Below are 17,318 nucleotides of genomic sequence, written 5' to 3'. Positions count from 1 at the left end.
CTGCAGATCAGTTCCTGGTGCAGGTCCTGGTCCAGGATCCCGACGGCTACCTGCTCCGCTTCCAGTCGTCCCTCGGGAAGCGGACGGTCTAGGCGGTCGCCTCGTACTTCCGCGCGCCCTCCTGGACTCCCGCGAAGCGGAACGGCGCCGTGGTCACGCGCGGCGTCTCGACGTCCTCGTCGCTGCCCAGCAGACGCTCGTGCAGCTCCTCGTACTCGGCGACGGTCACGGGGACGCGTGCATCCAGGGCCGCTCGGGTCGCCGCGGCCCGCTCGGGACGCGCGAACCCGGGCTGGACGGTGCCGGTGAGCATCTCCCCCGCGCTGCCGGAGCCGTAGCTGAACAGGCCGATCCGTCGGCCCTCGAGCCCGTCGCGGTGGTCCAGCAGCGCGGCGAGCCCCGCCCAGAGCGAGGCGGTGTAGGTGTTGCCGAGACGGCGGTCGTAGACGGCGCCCTGCTCGAGCGCCTCGGGGTCGAGCCGGCCACCGGTGTGCTGGTCGAGGAAGCGCTGCGCCTTGACGGCCATCTTCGTGAAGGGCTGGTGGTAGACCACGGCGTCGAGCTCGTCCACGCCGGGGCCGCCCTGCTCCTGCAGGTCGTCCCACGCGCCCAGCAGCGCGTTCTTGTAGGCGCTGATCGAGAGCCGGCCGTTCACGAGCGCGGTCGTGGAGTCGTTCGGGCGCCAGAAGTCGTCGACGTCGGCCGAGTAGACGCCGGAGACGGGGTCGATCGCGAGGAGCGCCGGGTCGGCGGCGATCAGCAGCGCGACGGCGCCGGCGCCCTGCGTGGGCTCTCCGGAGGTGCCGAGGCCGTAGCGGGCGACGTCGGCGGCGATCACGAGGACCTTCTCCCGGGGCCGACGCGCCACGATGCCGATGGCCGCCTGCACGGCGGCCGCGCCCGCGTAGCAGGCCTGCTTGAGCTCGACGGAGCGCACGGAGCTCGACAGCCCGAGCAGTCCGTGGACGATCACCGCGCCGGACTTGGACTGGTCCACGCCGGACTCGGTCGCGAACAGCACGGTGCGCAGGCCCTCGGTCCCTGTGCGCGCGAGCAGCCGCGAGGCGGCGGAGGCGCCCAGGGTGACCACGTCCTCGTCGGCCGCGACCACGCCCATCTCGTCCAGGCCGATGCCGCGCGTGTACTTCGCAGGGTCGACGCCGCGCGCCTCGGCGAGCGCGCCGAGGTCCAGGACGTGGTGGGAGGCGGCGAGCTCGAGGTCCTCGATGCCGATGCTGGTGCCGGTGGATTTTTTGGTGCTGGTGGATTCTCCGGTGCTGGTCATGAGCGCGGTGCCTTCCTCCGCTCGAGGCGACGATGGGCCGTCATCAGCTCACCCTGGTTGGTCTGGGCGGCCAGCAGCGAGAGCTCGCCGCACAGCACGCTCGCGGCGATCAGCGCGGCCAGCCGGCGCGAGTTCGCGCCGGGCTCGCGCTCCTCGCGGCAGCCGAGCCGCTCCATCGCGTAGTCGACGTGCGGGAGGTCCTTGCCGTTGCCCACGGTGCCGACGATCAGGTGCGGGAGCGTGCACGAGAAGTACAGCCCCTCCTCGCGGACCTCGGCGTGGGTGAATCCCTGGGAGCCCTCGACGATGTTCGCGGCGTCCTGCCCGGTCGCGAGGTAGAAGGCGAGCAGCATGTTCGCGTAGTGCGCATTGGCCGAGCGCAGGGCGCCGGCGATCGTGGAGCCGATCCAGTCCTTGCGCACCACCAGGTCGGTGATCCGCTCGGCGGTCGAGCGCAGCTGCTTCTCGACGATCTCGTGCGGGATGAGGATCTCGGCGACGACGCTGCGGCCGCGGCCCAGGACGCCGTTGACGGCGGTGGCCTTCTTGTCCGAGCAGAAGTTCCCGGAGATCGATCCGTACTCGATCCCCAGGTCCCAGGAGAGGATCCGCTCCATGAGCTGCTCGGAGGCCTGCGTGACCATGTTGTGGCCCGAGGCGTCGCCCGTGGTGAGCGCGAAGCGCGTGAACAGCAGGTTCCCGACGATCTCGGGGTGGATCTCCTCGAGACGGGCGAAGCGGGACCCCGAGGAGACGACCTCGCGCAGCTCGTCGACGCGCTCGGCGATGACCTTCGACGCCTCGAAGGCGGTCGCCGCGTCGGGAGCGACGAACAGGGTGGAGCGGGTCATCCGCTCCCCCAGCACGGTCGCGCGGATGCCGCCCTCGACCAGCCGGGAGATCCGCGCCCCGCGGCCGACGGACGGCCACAGCGGGGTCTCGTAGGTCGCGAGCGGCACCTCGATCTCCCCCTCGACGGCGTTGCCGCTCATCCGCAGGGGGCCGACCCAGCGGGTGGGGATCTGCGTGGTGGGCGCGGGCGCAGCGGGGGCAGATGCAGTGGTGGCGGATGCGGTGGGTTCGGGCTCGGTGCTCATCGCTGCTCCTGGGGATCGGAGGGATCGTCGGTGGCGCGGGCGGAGCGGTGCGCGAAGGCGCCCGCGTCGATGCCGCGCAGGGTGCAGAACTCGCGCAGGCGCCCGCGCACGAGCACATCGGTGCCGGTGAGGCCCGCTGCCGTGCGGGCGCCGAGCAGGGCCGCGAGCTCGCGGGCGTGGTGCTGCCAGGAGCCGATGAGCTCGACGAGCCCTTCGGGCCCGCCCTCGACCACGGCCTTGAGGAAGGAGCCGGCGACGCCGACGGCGCGGGCGCCGAGCGCGAGGGCCTTGACGACGTCGAGGGGGTCGCGGACACCGCCGGAGGCGAGCAGCGTCATCCCGCCCAGCTCGCCCTGGTGGGCGCGGGCGTCCAGCAGCGCGGCGGGCGCGGACTGGCCGAAGCCGGTGAGATACGAGTAGTCGCGGCCGGGGCGGCGGTCGTTCTCGATGGCGAGGAAGTCCGTGCCGCCGCGACCTGAGACGTCGGCCCAGGCCACGCCGATGGATGCGAGGTCGGCGAGGGTGCGGGCGCTGAGCCCGAAGCCGACCTCCTTGACGAGCACCGGCACCTCGAGCGCCGCAACGATCCGCTCGATGCCCCGCAGCCACGAGGAGAAGTCGGGGCTGCCCTCGGGCATGACGGTCTCCTGCACGGCGTTGACGTGCACCTGGAGGACGTCGGCCTGCAGCAGGTCGACGGCCCGGCGGGCGTCCTCGACGCTGCGGCCCACGCCGATGTTCGCCATCACGAGGCCGTCGGGGTTCTCGCGGCGGATCACGCGGAAGGCGTCCGCGGCGGACTCGTCCTCGAGGGCGATGGAGACGGATCCGCAGCCCATGGCGGCGCCGGTCTCGCGGGCGGCGATCGCGAGCTGCTGGTTGATGCGCCCGGTGGACTCCGTGCCGCCGGTCATGCCGTTGATGTAGAACGGGGCCGGCACGGCGCGGCCGAACAGCTCGATGCCGAGGTCGACCTCCGGCAGGCTGACCCCGCCGAGCGCGTGGTGGAGGAACTCGAGATCGTCGAACTCGGTGGTGCGCGTCCCGCCCTGCCACTGCGCGGTGGCGAGGCGCACGTGGTCCTCCTTGCGCTCGCGGCGTCCCGCGGCGTCGGCGTCGGGCCTCGCCCCGTCGGTCCCCGCGCTCATCGCACGGCCCCCGCGGTGTCCGCGGTCTGCGGGAGGTGAGGGCGCAGATCGAGGCGCAGGATGTCGTGCTCGCGCCAGGTGGCGAGCACCGCGTCGTCGCTCACGTCGCCGGGCAGGAGCATGATGCCGCAGTCGCCGCCGCCCGCCCCGGAGGGCTTGCCGGCGGCGCCGCTGGCCTCGGCGAGGTCGCACAGGGTGCGCAGCTGGTCGGTCTCGATGGTGGTGCCGCGCAGGCGCCCGAGCTTCTGGAGCAGCCGGCGGCAGCGGCGGATGATCTCGAGCATCGTCGCGGGGTCGCTGTCCCAGGCGGCGACGAGCTCCTCGACGGCGGTGCGGGAGTCGTCGAGGAACCGGGCGTAGTGCGCGTCGAGGTCGTCCTCGCTCATGCGCACCCGGTCCACGAGCCGCTCGGTCGAGGCGGGAGAGCCGGTCCAGCCCACGAGCAGGCGCAGCGCGGTGAGGTCCGGCAGCGGACGCACCGTGCACACGTCCCATTCGGGGGCGGTGAGCACCTCGGCCACCGGGAGGGCGTCGCTGAGGGCGAGCAGCCGCGCCCGGTCGGGCGCGGTGTAGGCGATCCAGCCGCCGAAGGTCGAGGCCGCGAGGTCGCCGCCGGAGGCCTTCGGGGCGACGTGGATGGTCGCGAGCAGCGCGAGGCGGAAGCGCTCCATCGCGGTGAGCCCGAGGCCGTAGAACCGATCGAGCGCGTCGACGACGGCGACGGTGACGGCGGCCGAGGACCCCAGCCCGAACTTGCGACCGCTGGAGTCGTCCAGCTCGGAGTCGATGTGCAGGTCGAAGTAGCGCGGGTCGAGGCCCCGCTCGGAGCGCAGGCGCTCGAGGATCGTGATCGCCGCGGTGACGTAGTCGAAGGGGCTGTGGTCCACCACGATGGTGTCGCCGTCGGCGTCGCGCACCCAGGTCACGGGGCCGTGCCCGTAGCGGCTCGAGTGGACGCGTCCCATGCCGATCGCCTCGGTGAGGCGCACGGTGAGGTAGCGGTCGACGGCCACGAGGATCGCGGGATGGCCGGGCTCGACCACGGCGTACTCGCCGGCGATGTAGAGCTTGCCGGGGGCGCGGGTCTCGATCATCGCTCGCTCCCGTCCGTCTCGGCCGCATCGACCGTCGCGTCCACGAGGTGCGCGCCGGGCCCGGGGCCGACGATCCGGACGCTGCCGTGCGCGGAGACCGCCCGGGCGACCGTCTCGGCGTCCGCGGGCGTGGTCAGCACGCACACGTTGGGGCCGGCATCGGCGGTGGGGTGGGCGACGACGCCCTGGGCCCGCAGCGCGGCGGCGGTGTCGAAGACGGCCACGCTCGCGGGCGCGAGGTACCGCACGGGCGGCTCGCTCGAGGCGATGACGGCGTGCATGCGCAGGGCGTGGGACTCGGTGATCTCACCGATCCGCGTGAGGTCCCCGGCGGCGCACGCGCGCACCATCTCCTCGAGGGTGCGGGCGGTCGAGGTGATCCAGGCGTCGTAGAACGGCGAGGTCGCGGCCGTGCGTCGCATGCCCTCGCGGCTCGAGACGGCCTTCTGGGCGCCGTCTACCGTGACGATCACCAGGCGCAGGTCCGGGGCGTCGATCTGCTCGGCGTAGGAGGTCTCGTCGTCGGTCCCCGCGTGCCAGACCGCATAGCGGTCGACGACGGAGCGGCAGGCCGAGCCGGAGCCGCGGCGGGCCAGGCGGCTGAGCGCGCGCTCGTCGAGCGCGAGCCCGAAGGCGCGGGAGGCGGCGAGGGCGAGGGCTGCGAATCCCGAGGCGGAGGAGGCGAGGCCCGCGGCGGTGGGCGCCTCGTTCACCGAGTCCACGCGCGCACGCTCGCTCGAGCCGGAGAGCTCGCGCACGTGGTCGAGGAACCGCGTGGTCCGGGCGAGGGCCGTGCCGGTCGCCGGGGTGCCGTTGAGGACGAAGGAGTCCTCGTCGGCCTCCGGATCCAGGGTCACCGTGGTCGTCGTGGCGAAGGCGTCGAGGGTCATGGACATGCTGCCGGCGACGGGGAGGATGAGCTCCTCGTCGGCCTTGCCCCAGTACTTCACGAGCGCGATGTTCGGGTGCGCGCGCGCTGTCGCCGTTCTCATGCGGTCTCCACCGTGGTCTGCCAGGTGCGGGTCGCGCCGGCGTCCCGCAGCATCGTCTCGAGGTCCGCGGCGCGGGCCGCGTCGGGGGCGAGGGCGAGCACGCAGCCTCCGCGCCCTCCCCCGGTGAGCTTCGCGCCCGCCGCGCCGGCCCCGCGGGCCGCGCCGACGAGGCGGTCGAGGGTCGCATCGGACACCTCGAGCTCGGTGAGCAGGGAGTGCGCCTCGTCCATGAGCGCGCCGAGCGCGGGGACGTCGCCGGTGGCGAAGCGGTCGAGGGACTCCTCGACGATGCCGCCCAGGCGGCCGATGATCCCGTCGACACGGCTCGGGAAGGTCTCGCGCAGCTCGCGGACCGCGCCGACGGCCTCCGCGGTCGAGCCCTCGTGGCCGCTGTCGGCGAGGACGAAGGTGAGCGGCGCGCCGACGGGGACGGGGGTGACCTCCCCGCCGCGGAAGCGGATGGGCACGTCGGACGCGACGGCCCTGCCGTCCAGTCCGCTCGAGCGACCGTGGGCGATGGTCTCGGCGGCCATGACGACGTCGTGGACGGCCTCGGGATCCAGGGGCGTCTCGGTGAGGTCGCCGATCGCGCGGGCGATGCCGGCGGCCACGGCCGCGCTCGAGCCGAGCCCGCGCTCGAAGGGGATCGCCGAGTCGATCTCGACGTCCAGGCCGATCGGCGCCGAGGTGGTGAGCGCGAGGGCCGCGTGGATCGCGGTGACCAACGGGTGCAGGCGCTGCGGGGCGTCGGCCGCGGAACCGGTGAACAGGGCGCTGCGCAGGTGGAGCTGCTCGTCGGCGCGCTCGGTGACGCGCACGGTGAGGTCGAGCGCGTGCAGCGGGACGGCGATCGCGGGCGTGCCGTACACGACGGCGTGCTCGCCCAGCAGGATCGATTTCGCGTGGGCCCGGCCGATGCCGGTGCGCGCACCGTGCACGCTCGTGCGCGCTGGGTTCATCCTCGCCTCTCCCCGCTGCCTGGTGGGTTGCCGGCCGACCTCCGGCCGTGCGCCAGGATACGGCGCGCCGCCCCGGGCCCGCCCGCTGCGGTGGGCCTGCTCACCTGCACGCTCACCTGCACGGACGTCGAGGGAGGACATGCGTCGATTCTGGCACGCGCCACGCCGCCCCGAGCGGGGTTCCTGGGCCGGGCGTGCGAAGGTTCTGTGAACACCCCGGCACAGTTGCCGGAGGGCTCGCCTCACATGCGCGACCAGCCGGGGGTCGAGGGGCCGATGAGAGGGCGCCAGCCCGTCTCGGACATGAAGCGCACGGAGCTCACGCGCAGGCTGCGGCGCTGGACGTCGAGCCGGGTGCCGACGACGGCCTGCGCGATCTCGGGGTAGAACTTCGCGGGCCCCTTGGCCTTGGCCTCGGTGCCGAGGTCCTTGGCCCAGCGTCCGCGGGTGATCGGCTCCCCGCCCACGTTGTAGAAGCCGCTGCGCGCGCCGAGGGCGGCGACGAAGGCGCGGCCCGCGTCGCGATGGTGCAGCAGGGTGATGTAGCTCTCGGGCCGGCCCAGCAGGATCTGGTCGCCGCTGCGGGTGGCCTTGAGCGTGTGCGTGGTCTGCGGGTCGCGGCCGAAGAGCTGGCCGAGGCGCAGGATCACGGCGCTGCGCCCGCCGGTCGCGAAGTCGACGGCCGCGCGCATCTCGCGCACTCGCGGGCGGAAGGCCTGGTTGCGGACGGACAGCGGCTCGTCCTCGCCGATCCACTCGTCGCCGTTGTCCGGGTAGAGGAAGATCGTGGACTCCTGGACCAGGCGCTGCACGCCCGCCTTCTGCGCGGCCGAGGCGATCGCGACGGAGGCCTCCATGTGCAGCTTGTCGTCCTCGCGCCAGGCCAGCGGGCGCATGGCCGCCATGCCCTTCGGGACGTGGGCAAGGGTGTTCACGACCACGTCGTGGCCCGCGAAGACGTCCTCGAGGGCGGCGGCGTCGAAGACATCGGCGACGACCGCGGAGGCGCCGCGGCCCTCGACCACGGGGATGCCGCGCTCACGGCGGGTCACCCCCGTCACCTCGTGGCCCGCGGAGACGAGCGCCTCGACCGCCTCCTGCCCCAGAACGCCGGTGGCACCGGTGACGGCGATCTTCACAGCCGATCTCCTTCCGCAGGTCGCATGTCGCGTCGTGCGCGGATCGTCCGGATCGAGAGCCCTCGAGCGGATCGAGCCTGCGCAGGTCGAGTCTAAGTGATCCTGCACCGCTCTCCCGATCCGCGGCTGGGAGCGGCGTGCACGCGACCCGGACAGGGTTCGCGAGGACGATGGGAACGACGAAGCCCCCGCCGCATGTGCGACGGGGGCTTCTCGATCGGGTGCGCCATCAGGGACTCGAACCCCGGACCCGCTGATTAAGAGTCACCGCCCCGGCGGGAAGCTCATCACAGTCAACTTCATCGAGCGCCGGAAGGTCGCCTAGCACCAACCCTACGCGACCCCATGCGCGGCGTTGTAAGCATCCTCCACAACCCTCGGGATACGGCCGCGATCGGAGACCTGGTGCCCGTTCTCCCGAGCCCACCCCCGAATCGCCTCCAGCTGCCGACGATCACGTCGGGCCACCGCGCTCCCACCTCGAGCACTGGACCCTCGTGAAGTCGAACGTCTCGCAACCCGCTCCCACCTCTCAAGATCCGCGCGCAGAGCAGCCGCGTTCTCTGCATTGAGGTCAATCTCGTAGGAACGCCCTTCCACCGCAAAGGTGATTGACTCCTCCGCCGCCGACCCATCGAGGTCATCAATCAGTTCCTGCTTCACCACACGCGCCATCTCAGCTCCTCCAGCTCGCATTCCTAGATCTCCGGTCGGAACCACCCTACTCGACCTCAGGAGCGCCAACTTTGCACCGCATCACCGGCGCCGGTTTCCACCGTTTCCCACCCCTACCAGCGCCGATCGGCTCCCATGAACAGCCCCCTCACACCCTCCTGGTGCGCCATCGTGGCGACTATGCATTCCACTCTTCCCCCGTGGAGCGAATGGCTCCGAGCAGCAAACCGCAGCGAAGGCACAATCCGGCTCCGCGTCTACCACGTCACCCGCTATCTCAACTCCCTCCCCCCTGGAACCGACCCACTCGCCCTCGACTCGCTCGCGCAACACCTCGCGAACACCGCATGGAGCGCCACCTACCGTCGGTCGATTCGCACCTCGCTCCGACTCTGGACCACCTGGCTCCACCGCACAGGGAAGATCTCCTCCGACCCCTTCATCAACCTTCCAACTTCGATCAGCCCTCACGCCCTGCCCCGACCGTGCCCCGACGCCGCCGTGCGGTCCGCACTCACGCGCTCAACCACTCGCGTCCAAGCCATGATCCAGCTCGCCGCAGGCGCCGGACTACGCCGCGCCGAGATCGCTCGCATTCACCGCGACGACATCACCCCCGACCTCCTCGGCCACTCACTCCTCGTCCACGGCAAAGGCCGCCGCGAACGATGCGTGCCACTGTCCGAACCCGTCTACGACGCCCTCGCCCGGCAACTCCACGACCTCCCGCCAGGCACGCTATGGCTCTTCCCATCCATCGGTCGCCATGCAGACACCCACCTGCAACCCATCCGCATCGGAGAACTCGTCAACGATGCACTGCCGGGCACGTGGACCACGCACTCCCTTCGCCACCGGTTCGCCACCGCGGCCTACCGCGACTCCCGCGACCTGCTGCTGGTCCAGAACCTCCTGGGTCACTCGAAGCCCGAGACCACCGCCATGTACATCGGCCTCGACACTTCATCGAGCCACGGCCTCGTCAGAAACATCCAGATCGCCGCCTAACCCCCGCCGGTTTCCACCGGCCCCGGTTAGAACCGCCCCCGGTTTCCATCCGCCCGTCGATGACAGTGCAACAGCACCCACCGGGAGGCACACATGAGACCCGCGGCAGAGACGACGACTCACCAGGACGACATCCCCGCAACCCAGCTCACGATCTACGACGCCCTCGGCAGCGAGGAACAGGAGAACGAGCGATGACGACCTGCCTGATCACCACCATCACCTACGCCACCGGCAGCACCGAGACAGAGGTCCGGGAGTGGCCCGGCTGGAGCGCCGAGGACGCCGCCTCCTGCATGCGCGCCCGCCGACACGTCGCCTCCGACGCCCCCGATCCGCGCGTGACCTACGACGTCCCCCTGCGAGACATCGACCTCAAGGCGGGAGTCACGCGCATCCATCACGAATGGACTCGCGCCGCAGATCACCCAGACCGCGCGGCCGCCGGTTAGAACCGGCCCCGGTTTCCACCGGCCCGGTGATGACCCACTGACACGACCGCTTCCGAAGGAGCCACCATGACCGGGACCGTCCTCATCATCCTCGCCATCGTCGTCGCGATCGCCCTGGGCAGCATCCTCGTGATCCGCCACGATCGGCGCCACGGGCCGACGACCACATCAATCCCGTCTGCTCAGCTCGCAGAGCACCTGAAGCTCGACATCGACCATCTGCAGCACGCGCAGACCGAGAGCCGTCGCCGTAATAGCGGCGGCAACTGGTCTCTCTACCTCACCCGCATTCGCCACATGTCCGAGGCCATCTCCACCATCCGGAGCACGGTGCACGAGCTGGAGGCCGGGAACATCACCGCAGAGGCCGCCGTCGAGACCCGCAATGCAGCGATCACGCACGCTCTACCCTCCCGGCCTGCGCCGGGAACCTGGGCTAGCGCCCTCATCGGAGGCAGCGTCGCCGCGGACCGCCAGTTCCGGTCGGTTGAGCTTCAGGACAGCACGCGATGACGTTCGTCCTCTTCGTCTTCCTCGGACTCATCACTGCCGCAGCCACGGCCCTGTATGTGCTCCGCCGCTGGAGCCAGCGCCGCATCCACGTCACCCCAGACGATGGAGCCGCACATCTTGAGGCTGACCTCGAGAGCCTGCGCGAGGCCATCACCGCCCTCAACACGCTCCCCTCCAGCGAAGCCCACGCGGACCGCATCGCCAAGCTGACCACGGCCGCCGACGCCCTTGATGGGCAGCTCGAGGCACTCACCGAAGGCTGGATCACACCCCAGGAAGCCATCGACGCGCGCAACGACCTCACCCGCACAGCCGAGGGACACCTGCCGGGCGTCCTCATCCTCACCGACCACGAAGGAGACAGCCCCTCATGAACACCCTTCCCCGCCGCATCACGATCGCCAACACCAAGGGCGGCGTCGGCAAGACCCTCAGCGCGATCATGCTCGCCATGGCCCTGACCAACTCCGGTCACACCGTTGAGGTCTGGGACGCCGACCCCCAGGGATCCGCCTCCGCATGGGCCGAAGATGCCGCCGACGCCGGAGACCCCCTCCCCTTCCCCGTCATCGCCATCAACGCCCGCACCATCCGCCGCCCCATCCCCACGGGCGTGGACTTCGTACTCGTCGACACCCCGCCCGGAGACGCCGCCATCGTCCAGGCAGCCATCGACACCGCCGATCGCGTCCTGATCCCCACGCTCGCCTCCCCCAGGGACATCGAGCGCACCTGGCTGACTCTCGACGTGGCCGAGCACCGCGACTCCGCGATCCTCATCACCCAGGCCGAGCCCCACACCACCGCATTCCGCGACACCGTGACCGCCCTCCGCGAGGGCGGCGCACCCCTCATGAACACCTCGATCATCAAGACCACCCGCATCAAGCCCGACACCGTCCGCCGCCCCCACAACACCTGGGGATACGAACGCGTCGCCACCGAACTCCTCCAGGAGACTCGATGACCACCGCCCCCTTCCTCCTCGTGGTCCTCAGCGCGATCGGCCTCCTCGGCGGCGCAATCACGACCCTCGCCGTTCTCAACAAGGAGAACTCGGGATGGATGTCCCTCGCCGCCGGCGGCTTGGGCCTCATCGCCATCGCTCTCCTCCTTCTCCCCCTCGTCCTCTTCTGACCGCTTCCCACTCAACGAAGGAGATCTCTCCATGGCCACCAACGATTACTCCCGCCGCCGACGCACCCCGCAGGTCGCCGACACCTTCCGTCCCGCCGAGGACGCCGCCAGCCAGAACGCGGTCTCAGAGAAGGTCAACACCTCCATCTCGATCGAGATGGACCTACAGAGGCAGGTTCGCGTCTTCGCCGCTCAGCACAACATCAAGCTCTCCGAGGTCTTCGCGAACGGAGCCCGCCTCTACATGGCCCAGCACGACGACTGAAGGTGACCCGCCCGTGAAGCACCGCGCCCGCTACCTCGCCCCCGTGGCGATCCTCCTCGCCACCACCGGCTGTGTCCCCCAGATGTTCGGCACAGCAACGGATGGTGCCGCCTGCTCGACCACCACCACGGGCGCGCTCAGCGTGGATACCAGCGCGCTCCCCTCCATGAAGGGGTACAGCAAGGAGAGCCTCGCTCTGGTCGCCCAGATCATGAAGGCCGGAGAAAAGTCGGGCGTGGGCGAGCGCGGCCAGCTCATCGGGATCATGACCGCCATGCAAGAGTCCACCCTCCAGAACCTGACCGGCGGGGATCGCGACTCCGTGGGTGCGTTCCAGCAGCGGCCCTCCCAGGGCTGGGGCACCGCCGAACAGCTCGCTGACCCCTCCTATGCCGCGACCGCGTTCTTCGAAGGTGTCGACGCCGCCAACGGTTCCCACATCCCCGGTCTGAAGGACGTCGACGGCTGGCAGGACATGTCCCTGACCGACGCCGCGCAGGCGGTGCAGCGCTCTGGCTACCCCGGCGCCTACGCCAAGCACGAGAACACCGCGCGAACGCTCATGGCCAAGGTCTCCGGCGTGCCCGTCGAAGATGCCTCCGGCAGCCTCGTGCAGTCCTCCCTGGGCTGTGATTCCAGCGGCGGCGAGGCGAACGGCCCGATCGGCGCGAACGCGACCGGAACCGTCAAGGGCGTCCTGAAGTACGCGATGCAGTGGAGGGGCAAGGGTCTGACCTACCACCTCGGCGGCGGCACCCTCGAGGGTCCCACCAACAACACCCTGGACTGCTCCAGCTTTGTCGGCTCCGCCTGGAAGCAGGGCGCGGGCGTCGAGTTCGGACGCAGCGCCCAGGACCAGTGGAACAACCTCGCCGCCTATCGCGTGGACCCCTCCGACATCCAGCCCGGAGACTTGATCTTTGAAGCTTGGGGACGCCGTGGCACCGTCGGTGGCACCAACGCCGTCTCCCACGTCGCCATGTACGTCGGCGGCGGGCAGATGGTCGAGTGGTCCCGCTCCAAGAACGGCTTCGCCCTCGGCACCGCCCGCCTCGACGGCTCCCAGTTCGTGGGCATCGCACGCCCGCCCGCCGATGACGCCAAGAAGGACGCCTGATGCTCAACCGCCCCGTACGCACCCTCACCATCGCCACGGCCGTGCTCGCCCTCGCCGCATGCACCGGCCACACCAGCCCCGACGAGGCAACACCGACCCCCACCGGCCCCTACACCAGCCCCAGCCCGAGCGACGACCCCGCCCCCGCGGCAGGCGACGACTCCGACAAGGCCGACTCCCTCACCAACGCTGACGCCGACAAGGACGCCAAGACCGGTGCCCGCGACGCCGCCCTGGCCACCGCGAAAGTCTGGGTCAACGGCCCCGACAGCAAAGACACTGCCGCGTGGCGCAAGAAGCTCCTCGCCACCCTGGCACCACTCGCGCACGCGGCCTACGAGAACACCTCCCCCAAGGACGTCACCGCGCACGAGATCACCGGCGACCCCACCCTCAGCAACACCACCATGACCACCGCGACCGTCACCATCCCCACCGATGATCGCCCCCTCGTGGTCACCGTGACCCGCACCGACCAGGACGCCGACTGGAAGACCACGGCGATCGCCGCGAGCACCGCCCCCGAGAAGGCGGACAGTGACCAGTCGTCCCTGGAGACCTTCGCGCAGGTCTGGGCCAACGACTCCCTCAGCGACAAGCAGTGGCTCGCGAAGCTCAAGCCCGTCACCACACCCGCCCTATATGCCTCGCTCACGACCACCGATCGAAGCGTCGCGACCGGCACCGGCCACGACGTGCTCCGCACCACCGACACCACCGGTCACGTGGGGCACGACGACACCGAGGACTACTCCGTCTCCCTCGCCCAGCCCGTTGCTGACGCCGCCGGAGAACCCGACACCGGTCCCCTCGTCTCCGGCATCCACCTGCCCGAGGACACGCCCGGTGCACTACCCCTCGACACCGACGCTCGCGCACAGCTCACGAAACCGACCCTGTCCGCCTTCACCGCGCTCATCGCACAGCCCGGCGGGCTCACCGACAAGCAGCGCGCCCAGCGGATCACGGACACCTTCACCAAGCCCGCCCACGCGAAGAAGATCAAGCGCAAGGCAGGCGAGAGCACCTCCATCCGGATTGGCGGCATCCACGAGTTCAGCGTCCACGCCGACGACCAGGATCGCCTCACCGTCCGAGCCACCGTCCCCTACGCCCCCGACGGCCACGCCGACGACGACACGAAGTGGCAGACCCTCACCATCACCATGACCCGCACCGACGACGGCGCGTGGACACCCCAAGACGCTCAGGACTGACACCGAGAGGACATCATGCGTATCTTCCACCGCCGTTCACGGCGCATCGCCCGCCCCTGGGGACGCAACCGCACCCTCATCGGACGATCCGACCTCGAGGTCATCATCCCCGGAGCGCCACGCATCCTCACCCGCCGCATCCGCATCCCCGGGGCGCGACTGTTCCTCGCCGCCCCCGCCATACCCGTCACGTATGTGCTCGCGGTCATCGCCGCCATTGCCCTGTTCATCCTCCTGCCCGGCCACGACGTGTTCACCGCCGCCGGAGCTCTCATGGGCTGCATCATCAGTGCCCACCTCCTCGCCACCGCGTTCCAGGCCCGGTGGCGTGCCAGGCACGGTCTCGACGCCCAGATCCCCCTCAGCGTGTACCTCAACGCCGACCGCACTCCAGACCAGCTCCTCGACCTGATCCGCGACCTCGACACCGCCAGCACCCTCTACGAGGAGGGTGACCTCGACGAGCACGCCCATAAGCAGCTCGTCGCCAGCGTCATCCGCGCGATCACCACCTCCCGCGCGCCGTCGGCGCCGCTCAACCTCGGCGCCGCCAGGGAGCACCTCGCCCAGGCCCTCAACAAGCCGCAGGCCGCTGTCGGTGCCGTGCGGCACGATGAACCCCACACAGAAAGGCGCTGAGATGAGCCACGAATACCCCACCGCGGTCACCGATCCCCGGGCGACCATGGAGACCCTGCTCCAGCAGCCCCGCCGCAACTCCTTCACCCGCCAGGACGTGGCAACTCCCACCGGCACCGACGCCGACTACACGACCCTCGAGGGCTCCATCGCGCCCCCATCCGCGTGGCGCCCCACGACCGAGAACTCACGCATCGTCGAAGAGCTACGCGTCCTGGGCGAAGCCGTTCGCTACGAGGACTCCCTCAGCGACTTCGACTCCCTCGCCCTGGAAGACCTCGGACTGCGCATCAACGGCGACGCCGACTGGGAGCCCGGCGACACCACCGGGCAAGCACTCGACCGGCTCCAGGACCAGTACGGCATGCTCGAAAGCGAGATCACCGACCTCACGCGCCTCTCGCACATCCTCACCGAGGCACTCGGCCCCGCCGATGCCATCGCCGCCGAGACAGCACGAGACCTGAACCTGCGCCCCGACGCTCTGGCCGATGACGCCCGCGACCTCCTGGTCCACCGCTACGGCACCACCACAGCCACCCCCGACGACGAGCCTGCCCTGGCGATCTCCGAGGTCCGGGGAGACGCCAACGAGCTGCGTGCCCTGATCTGGACCGACACAGCCGGGACACCCCAGGCACACCCGGACCTGCCCTCCATGTGGCTGACCACCGACGGTGAACCCTCGTGCTTCGGCGCCTACCAGGACGGGCAGCTTCAGGGCGAATGGGCCTGGACCGACACCGTGGAACCCGAGATCACCACGCGCACCGCCATCTATGACCACGGCACGCCCACCGGCGAAGAGCACGACCTCACCGACACCACCGAGAGCACACCATCGCTCACGCAGCCCCCGCACCCCGCGGTCGAGAACATCCCGCGCGCTGCCGGCCCCTCCTGACCCCGCTCGGGTCTCCCCCTAACGGCCCGTCACCAGCTGCTGCACCCTGGACATCGAGATGCCCAACAGCCGCGCTGCCTCCCGGTACGTCAGATGCTGCTCCTCGACATACGAGCGCACGATCCCGGCACGCATCCGCGCCGAACGCTCCACCAACGCCGCGGCCTCCGCAGCGATCGCGTCAGCCTCCGCCAACCCCGCGAGCACCCCGGGGTCCGCCAGTGGCCGCACCCGAACCTCCACACGCTCAGCGGGAACACCCTCCGCTCCAGCCACGAGCTCACGCGCGCACACGTCTGCTTCTCCCAGCCGTGCCACCTGGTCGCTGATCCCCAGCGCGGGAACCGAGACCCGCCACACGCGGCCCTCGCGCTCGACCGTTGCCTCCCATGCGCCCACGCCCATCACACCTCTCTGACGCCCGCTGAATGCCCGCACCATACCAGCCCCCACACACCCTGCCCTAGACCTTACTGTATAGATCGCCCTATACTTCCGGTAGGACGCTACCGAAGGAGAAGCCATGAGTGCCACGGTCGCCACCGCGACGGGCGAGTTCAGCGTTGACACGCACGAGGTCGACGCCATTCCTGACGGGGATCCCTACGCGTGGATCATCACGGACGATCGCGTCACCGCTGACGACGACGACCTCACCTCGCGCGTGGGCGTCACCGGCCCGAGTAAGGCCTTCCCCTCGCTCTACGAGGCCGTGAAGACCCCCGGACCGCACCGCATCCGCTTCCGCATGTACGACGACGACGGCGCCTACTGCTACGACGGCTACCTCGCCTACGACCCCGACCTCACCGGCTACCTCGAGCCGTCCTGGCAGCCGCTCGAGGACTTCGGGATGCCCGATGCAGGCTGCACCCGCATCATCTACGCGGACCGCCCCGACCTCGACTGCTCGTGAACACCCGGTAAGGACCTCGCCATGCGGACCATGCGCACAGTGATCATCGTCGTCGCCCTCGCCCTCGCCACTCCCATCTTCCTCGCCGTCGCGATCGGCATCGGGCTCTACACCATCGACTGGACCGGCACTCAGACCACCACCGAGACCCGCGAGGTCGCCCGCGTCATCGACGGCGACACCATCGACGTCACCAACCCCGATGGCACCACCCAGCGCGTCCGCATCCTCGGCATCAACACCCCCGAGATCAGCCACGGAGACGGCGACGACCAATGCGGAGGCCGCGAGGCCGCCGACCATCTCCGAGACAAGCTCCCCGAGGGCACCCAGGTCACCCTTACCAGCGACAAGCACTCCGAGGACACCGACAGATACGGCCGACAGCTCCGCTACGTCGAAACCGACGACAACGACGTCGGCAGGGGCCTCATCGCCAGCGGCTACGCCTACCCCTGGAAGCCCGACTCCGCAGACAACCCCATGCGCTGGAAGGACTACCAGTCCACCGCCGACGCCGCCCGCGCGAACCAGACCGGCTCCTGGGCCACATGCCCCGGCTTCGACCACAGCAGGTGAACACCATGCAGCCCACGAACGAGCGCCAGACCCTTCCCGCCTACACCGTCCACGCGTCGGGAGCTCGGCGGTCACGCCTCATCGCAGACGACCCGGCCAGCAGGCAGTCCGTCACGAGAGCAGACCGCGCCGACCTCCTCTCCGGCCTCTTCTGGATCACCACCTGCCTCGGAGGGGTCGGG

The 17,318-nt window shown here is 70.5% G+C and carries 22 protein-coding genes; 13 read left to right on the top strand and 9 right to left on the bottom strand.

Features of this window, described 5'->3' with window-relative positions:
- Nucleotides 1-88 precede the first annotated feature (88 nt).
- The 8 genes from Bra3105_RS00340 to Bra3105_RS00305 all read right to left on the bottom strand — a co-directional run bounded on the left by Bra3105_RS00340 (nt 89) and on the right by Bra3105_RS00305 (nt 8,389).
- Nucleotides 89-1,285, bottom strand: a complete 1,197-nt coding sequence (locus tag Bra3105_RS00340; RefSeq protein ID WP_228358137.1) for a hydroxymethylglutaryl-CoA synthase — start codon at nt 1,283-1,285, stop codon at nt 89-91.
- A complete protein-coding gene (locus Bra3105_RS00335) occupies nt 1,282-2,382 on the bottom strand; it encodes a hydroxymethylglutaryl-CoA reductase (RefSeq protein WP_228358136.1) in 1,101 nt (366 codons plus the stop codon). Before Bra3105_RS00335 ends, Bra3105_RS00340 begins: the two co-directional genes overlap by 4 nt.
- Entirely contained in the window at nt 2,379-3,530 is a 1,152-nt protein-coding gene (gene fni, locus Bra3105_RS00330; RefSeq protein WP_228358135.1) for a type 2 isopentenyl-diphosphate Delta-isomerase, read from the bottom strand. The genes Bra3105_RS00335 and fni overlap by 4 nt, the downstream gene beginning before the upstream one ends.
- Entirely contained in the window at nt 3,527-4,624 is a 1,098-nt protein-coding gene (locus tag Bra3105_RS00325) for a phosphomevalonate kinase (protein WP_228358134.1), read from the bottom strand. The genes fni and Bra3105_RS00325 overlap by 4 nt, the downstream gene beginning before the upstream one ends.
- Nucleotides 4,621-5,616 (bottom strand): diphosphomevalonate decarboxylase, encoded by a 996-nt coding sequence (gene mvaD, locus Bra3105_RS00320; protein ID WP_228358133.1) that lies wholly within the window; start codon nt 5,614-5,616, stop codon nt 4,621-4,623. The genes Bra3105_RS00325 and mvaD overlap by 4 nt, the downstream gene beginning before the upstream one ends.
- Nucleotides 5,613-6,575, bottom strand: coding sequence for a mevalonate kinase (gene mvk / locus Bra3105_RS00315; RefSeq protein WP_228358132.1), 963 nt, complete (start codon nt 6,573-6,575; stop codon nt 5,613-5,615). Before mvk ends, mvaD begins: the two co-directional genes overlap by 4 nt.
- A gap of 242 nt (nt 6,576-6,817) precedes the next feature.
- Nucleotides 6,818-7,714 (bottom strand): NAD-dependent epimerase/dehydratase family protein, encoded by an 897-nt coding sequence (locus Bra3105_RS00310; protein WP_200501046.1) that lies wholly within the window; start codon nt 7,712-7,714, stop codon nt 6,818-6,820.
- A gap of 333 nt (nt 7,715-8,047) precedes the next feature.
- A complete protein-coding gene (locus Bra3105_RS00305) occupies nt 8,048-8,389 on the bottom strand; it encodes a histone-like nucleoid-structuring protein Lsr2 (protein WP_228358131.1) in 342 nt (113 codons plus the stop codon).
- A 135-nt stretch (nt 8,390-8,524) separates the two neighbouring features.
- Here Bra3105_RS00305 and Bra3105_RS00300 point away from each other — a divergent pair, with 135 nt between their 5' ends.
- The 11 genes from Bra3105_RS00300 (at nt 8,525) to Bra3105_RS00250 (ending at nt 15,641) form a co-directional block, all read left to right on the top strand.
- A complete protein-coding gene (locus Bra3105_RS00300) occupies nt 8,525-9,397 on the top strand; it encodes a tyrosine-type recombinase/integrase (RefSeq protein WP_323188835.1) in 873 nt (290 codons plus the stop codon).
- Between the two features lie 194 nt (nt 9,398-9,591).
- Nucleotides 9,592-9,849, top strand: a complete 258-nt coding sequence (locus Bra3105_RS00295) for a hypothetical protein (RefSeq protein WP_228358129.1) — start codon at nt 9,592-9,594, stop codon at nt 9,847-9,849.
- Between the two features lie 66 nt (nt 9,850-9,915).
- Nucleotides 9,916-10,362 carry a hypothetical protein gene (locus tag Bra3105_RS00290; RefSeq protein ID WP_228358128.1) on the top strand — a complete coding sequence of 149 codons (447 nt, stop codon included), beginning with the start codon at nt 9,916-9,918 and terminating at the stop codon, nt 10,360-10,362.
- Complete coding sequence (locus tag Bra3105_RS00285) at nt 10,359-10,736, top strand: hypothetical protein (RefSeq protein ID WP_228358127.1); 378 nt, start codon at nt 10,359-10,361, stop codon at nt 10,734-10,736. Before Bra3105_RS00290 ends, Bra3105_RS00285 begins: the two co-directional genes overlap by 4 nt.
- Entirely contained in the window at nt 10,733-11,329 is a 597-nt protein-coding gene (locus Bra3105_RS00280) for a ParA family protein (protein WP_228358126.1), read from the top strand. The genes Bra3105_RS00285 and Bra3105_RS00280 overlap by 4 nt, the downstream gene beginning before the upstream one ends.
- The gene (locus tag Bra3105_RS00275) at nt 11,326-11,499 is read left to right on the top strand and encodes a hypothetical protein (RefSeq protein WP_228358125.1); all 174 of its coding nucleotides are present in this window, start codon (nt 11,326-11,328) and stop codon (nt 11,497-11,499) included. Before Bra3105_RS00280 ends, Bra3105_RS00275 begins: the two co-directional genes overlap by 4 nt.
- 31 nt (nt 11,500-11,530) lie before the next feature.
- A complete protein-coding gene (locus tag Bra3105_RS00270) occupies nt 11,531-11,764 on the top strand; it encodes a hypothetical protein (RefSeq protein WP_228358124.1) in 234 nt (77 codons plus the stop codon).
- A 13-nt stretch (nt 11,765-11,777) separates the two neighbouring features.
- On the top strand, nt 11,778-12,881 hold the full coding sequence (locus Bra3105_RS00265; RefSeq protein ID WP_228358123.1) for a C40 family peptidase: 1,104 nt from the start codon (nt 11,778-11,780) through the stop codon (nt 12,879-12,881).
- A complete protein-coding gene (locus Bra3105_RS00260; RefSeq protein WP_228358122.1) occupies nt 12,881-14,098 on the top strand; it encodes a hypothetical protein in 1,218 nt (405 codons plus the stop codon). Before Bra3105_RS00265 ends, Bra3105_RS00260 begins: the two co-directional genes overlap by 1 nt.
- Nucleotides 14,099-14,113: 15 nt before the next feature.
- A complete protein-coding gene (locus Bra3105_RS00255; protein ID WP_228358121.1) occupies nt 14,114-14,737 on the top strand; it encodes a hypothetical protein in 624 nt (207 codons plus the stop codon).
- Nucleotide 14,738: 1 nt separating this feature from the next.
- Entirely contained in the window at nt 14,739-15,641 is a 903-nt protein-coding gene (locus tag Bra3105_RS00250; RefSeq protein ID WP_228358120.1) for a hypothetical protein, read from the top strand.
- Nucleotides 15,642-15,659: 18 nt separating this feature from the next.
- On the opposite strand, the gene Bra3105_RS00245 is transcribed toward Bra3105_RS00250, so the two are convergent.
- Nucleotides 15,660-16,040, bottom strand: a complete 381-nt coding sequence (locus Bra3105_RS00245; RefSeq protein WP_228358119.1) for a hypothetical protein — start codon at nt 16,038-16,040, stop codon at nt 15,660-15,662.
- 124 nt (nt 16,041-16,164) lie between these two features.
- Here Bra3105_RS00245 and Bra3105_RS00240 point away from each other — a divergent pair, with 124 nt between their 5' ends.
- Both Bra3105_RS00240 and Bra3105_RS00235 read left to right on the top strand, forming a co-directional pair.
- On the top strand, nt 16,165-16,557 hold the full coding sequence (locus tag Bra3105_RS00240; protein ID WP_228358118.1) for a hypothetical protein: 393 nt from the start codon (nt 16,165-16,167) through the stop codon (nt 16,555-16,557).
- 21 nt (nt 16,558-16,578) lie between these two features.
- On the top strand, nt 16,579-17,136 hold the full coding sequence (locus Bra3105_RS00235; RefSeq protein WP_228358117.1) for a thermonuclease family protein: 558 nt from the start codon (nt 16,579-16,581) through the stop codon (nt 17,134-17,136).
- Nucleotides 17,137-17,318: the final 182 nt, after the last annotated feature.

Origin of the sequence: Brachybacterium halotolerans subsp. kimchii, assembly GCF_020792675.1 — a bacterium.
Lineage (GTDB): Bacteria > Actinomycetota > Actinomycetes > Actinomycetales > Dermabacteraceae > Brachybacterium > Brachybacterium halotolerans.
This window is presented reverse-complemented; position numbering and strand designations above follow the sequence as displayed.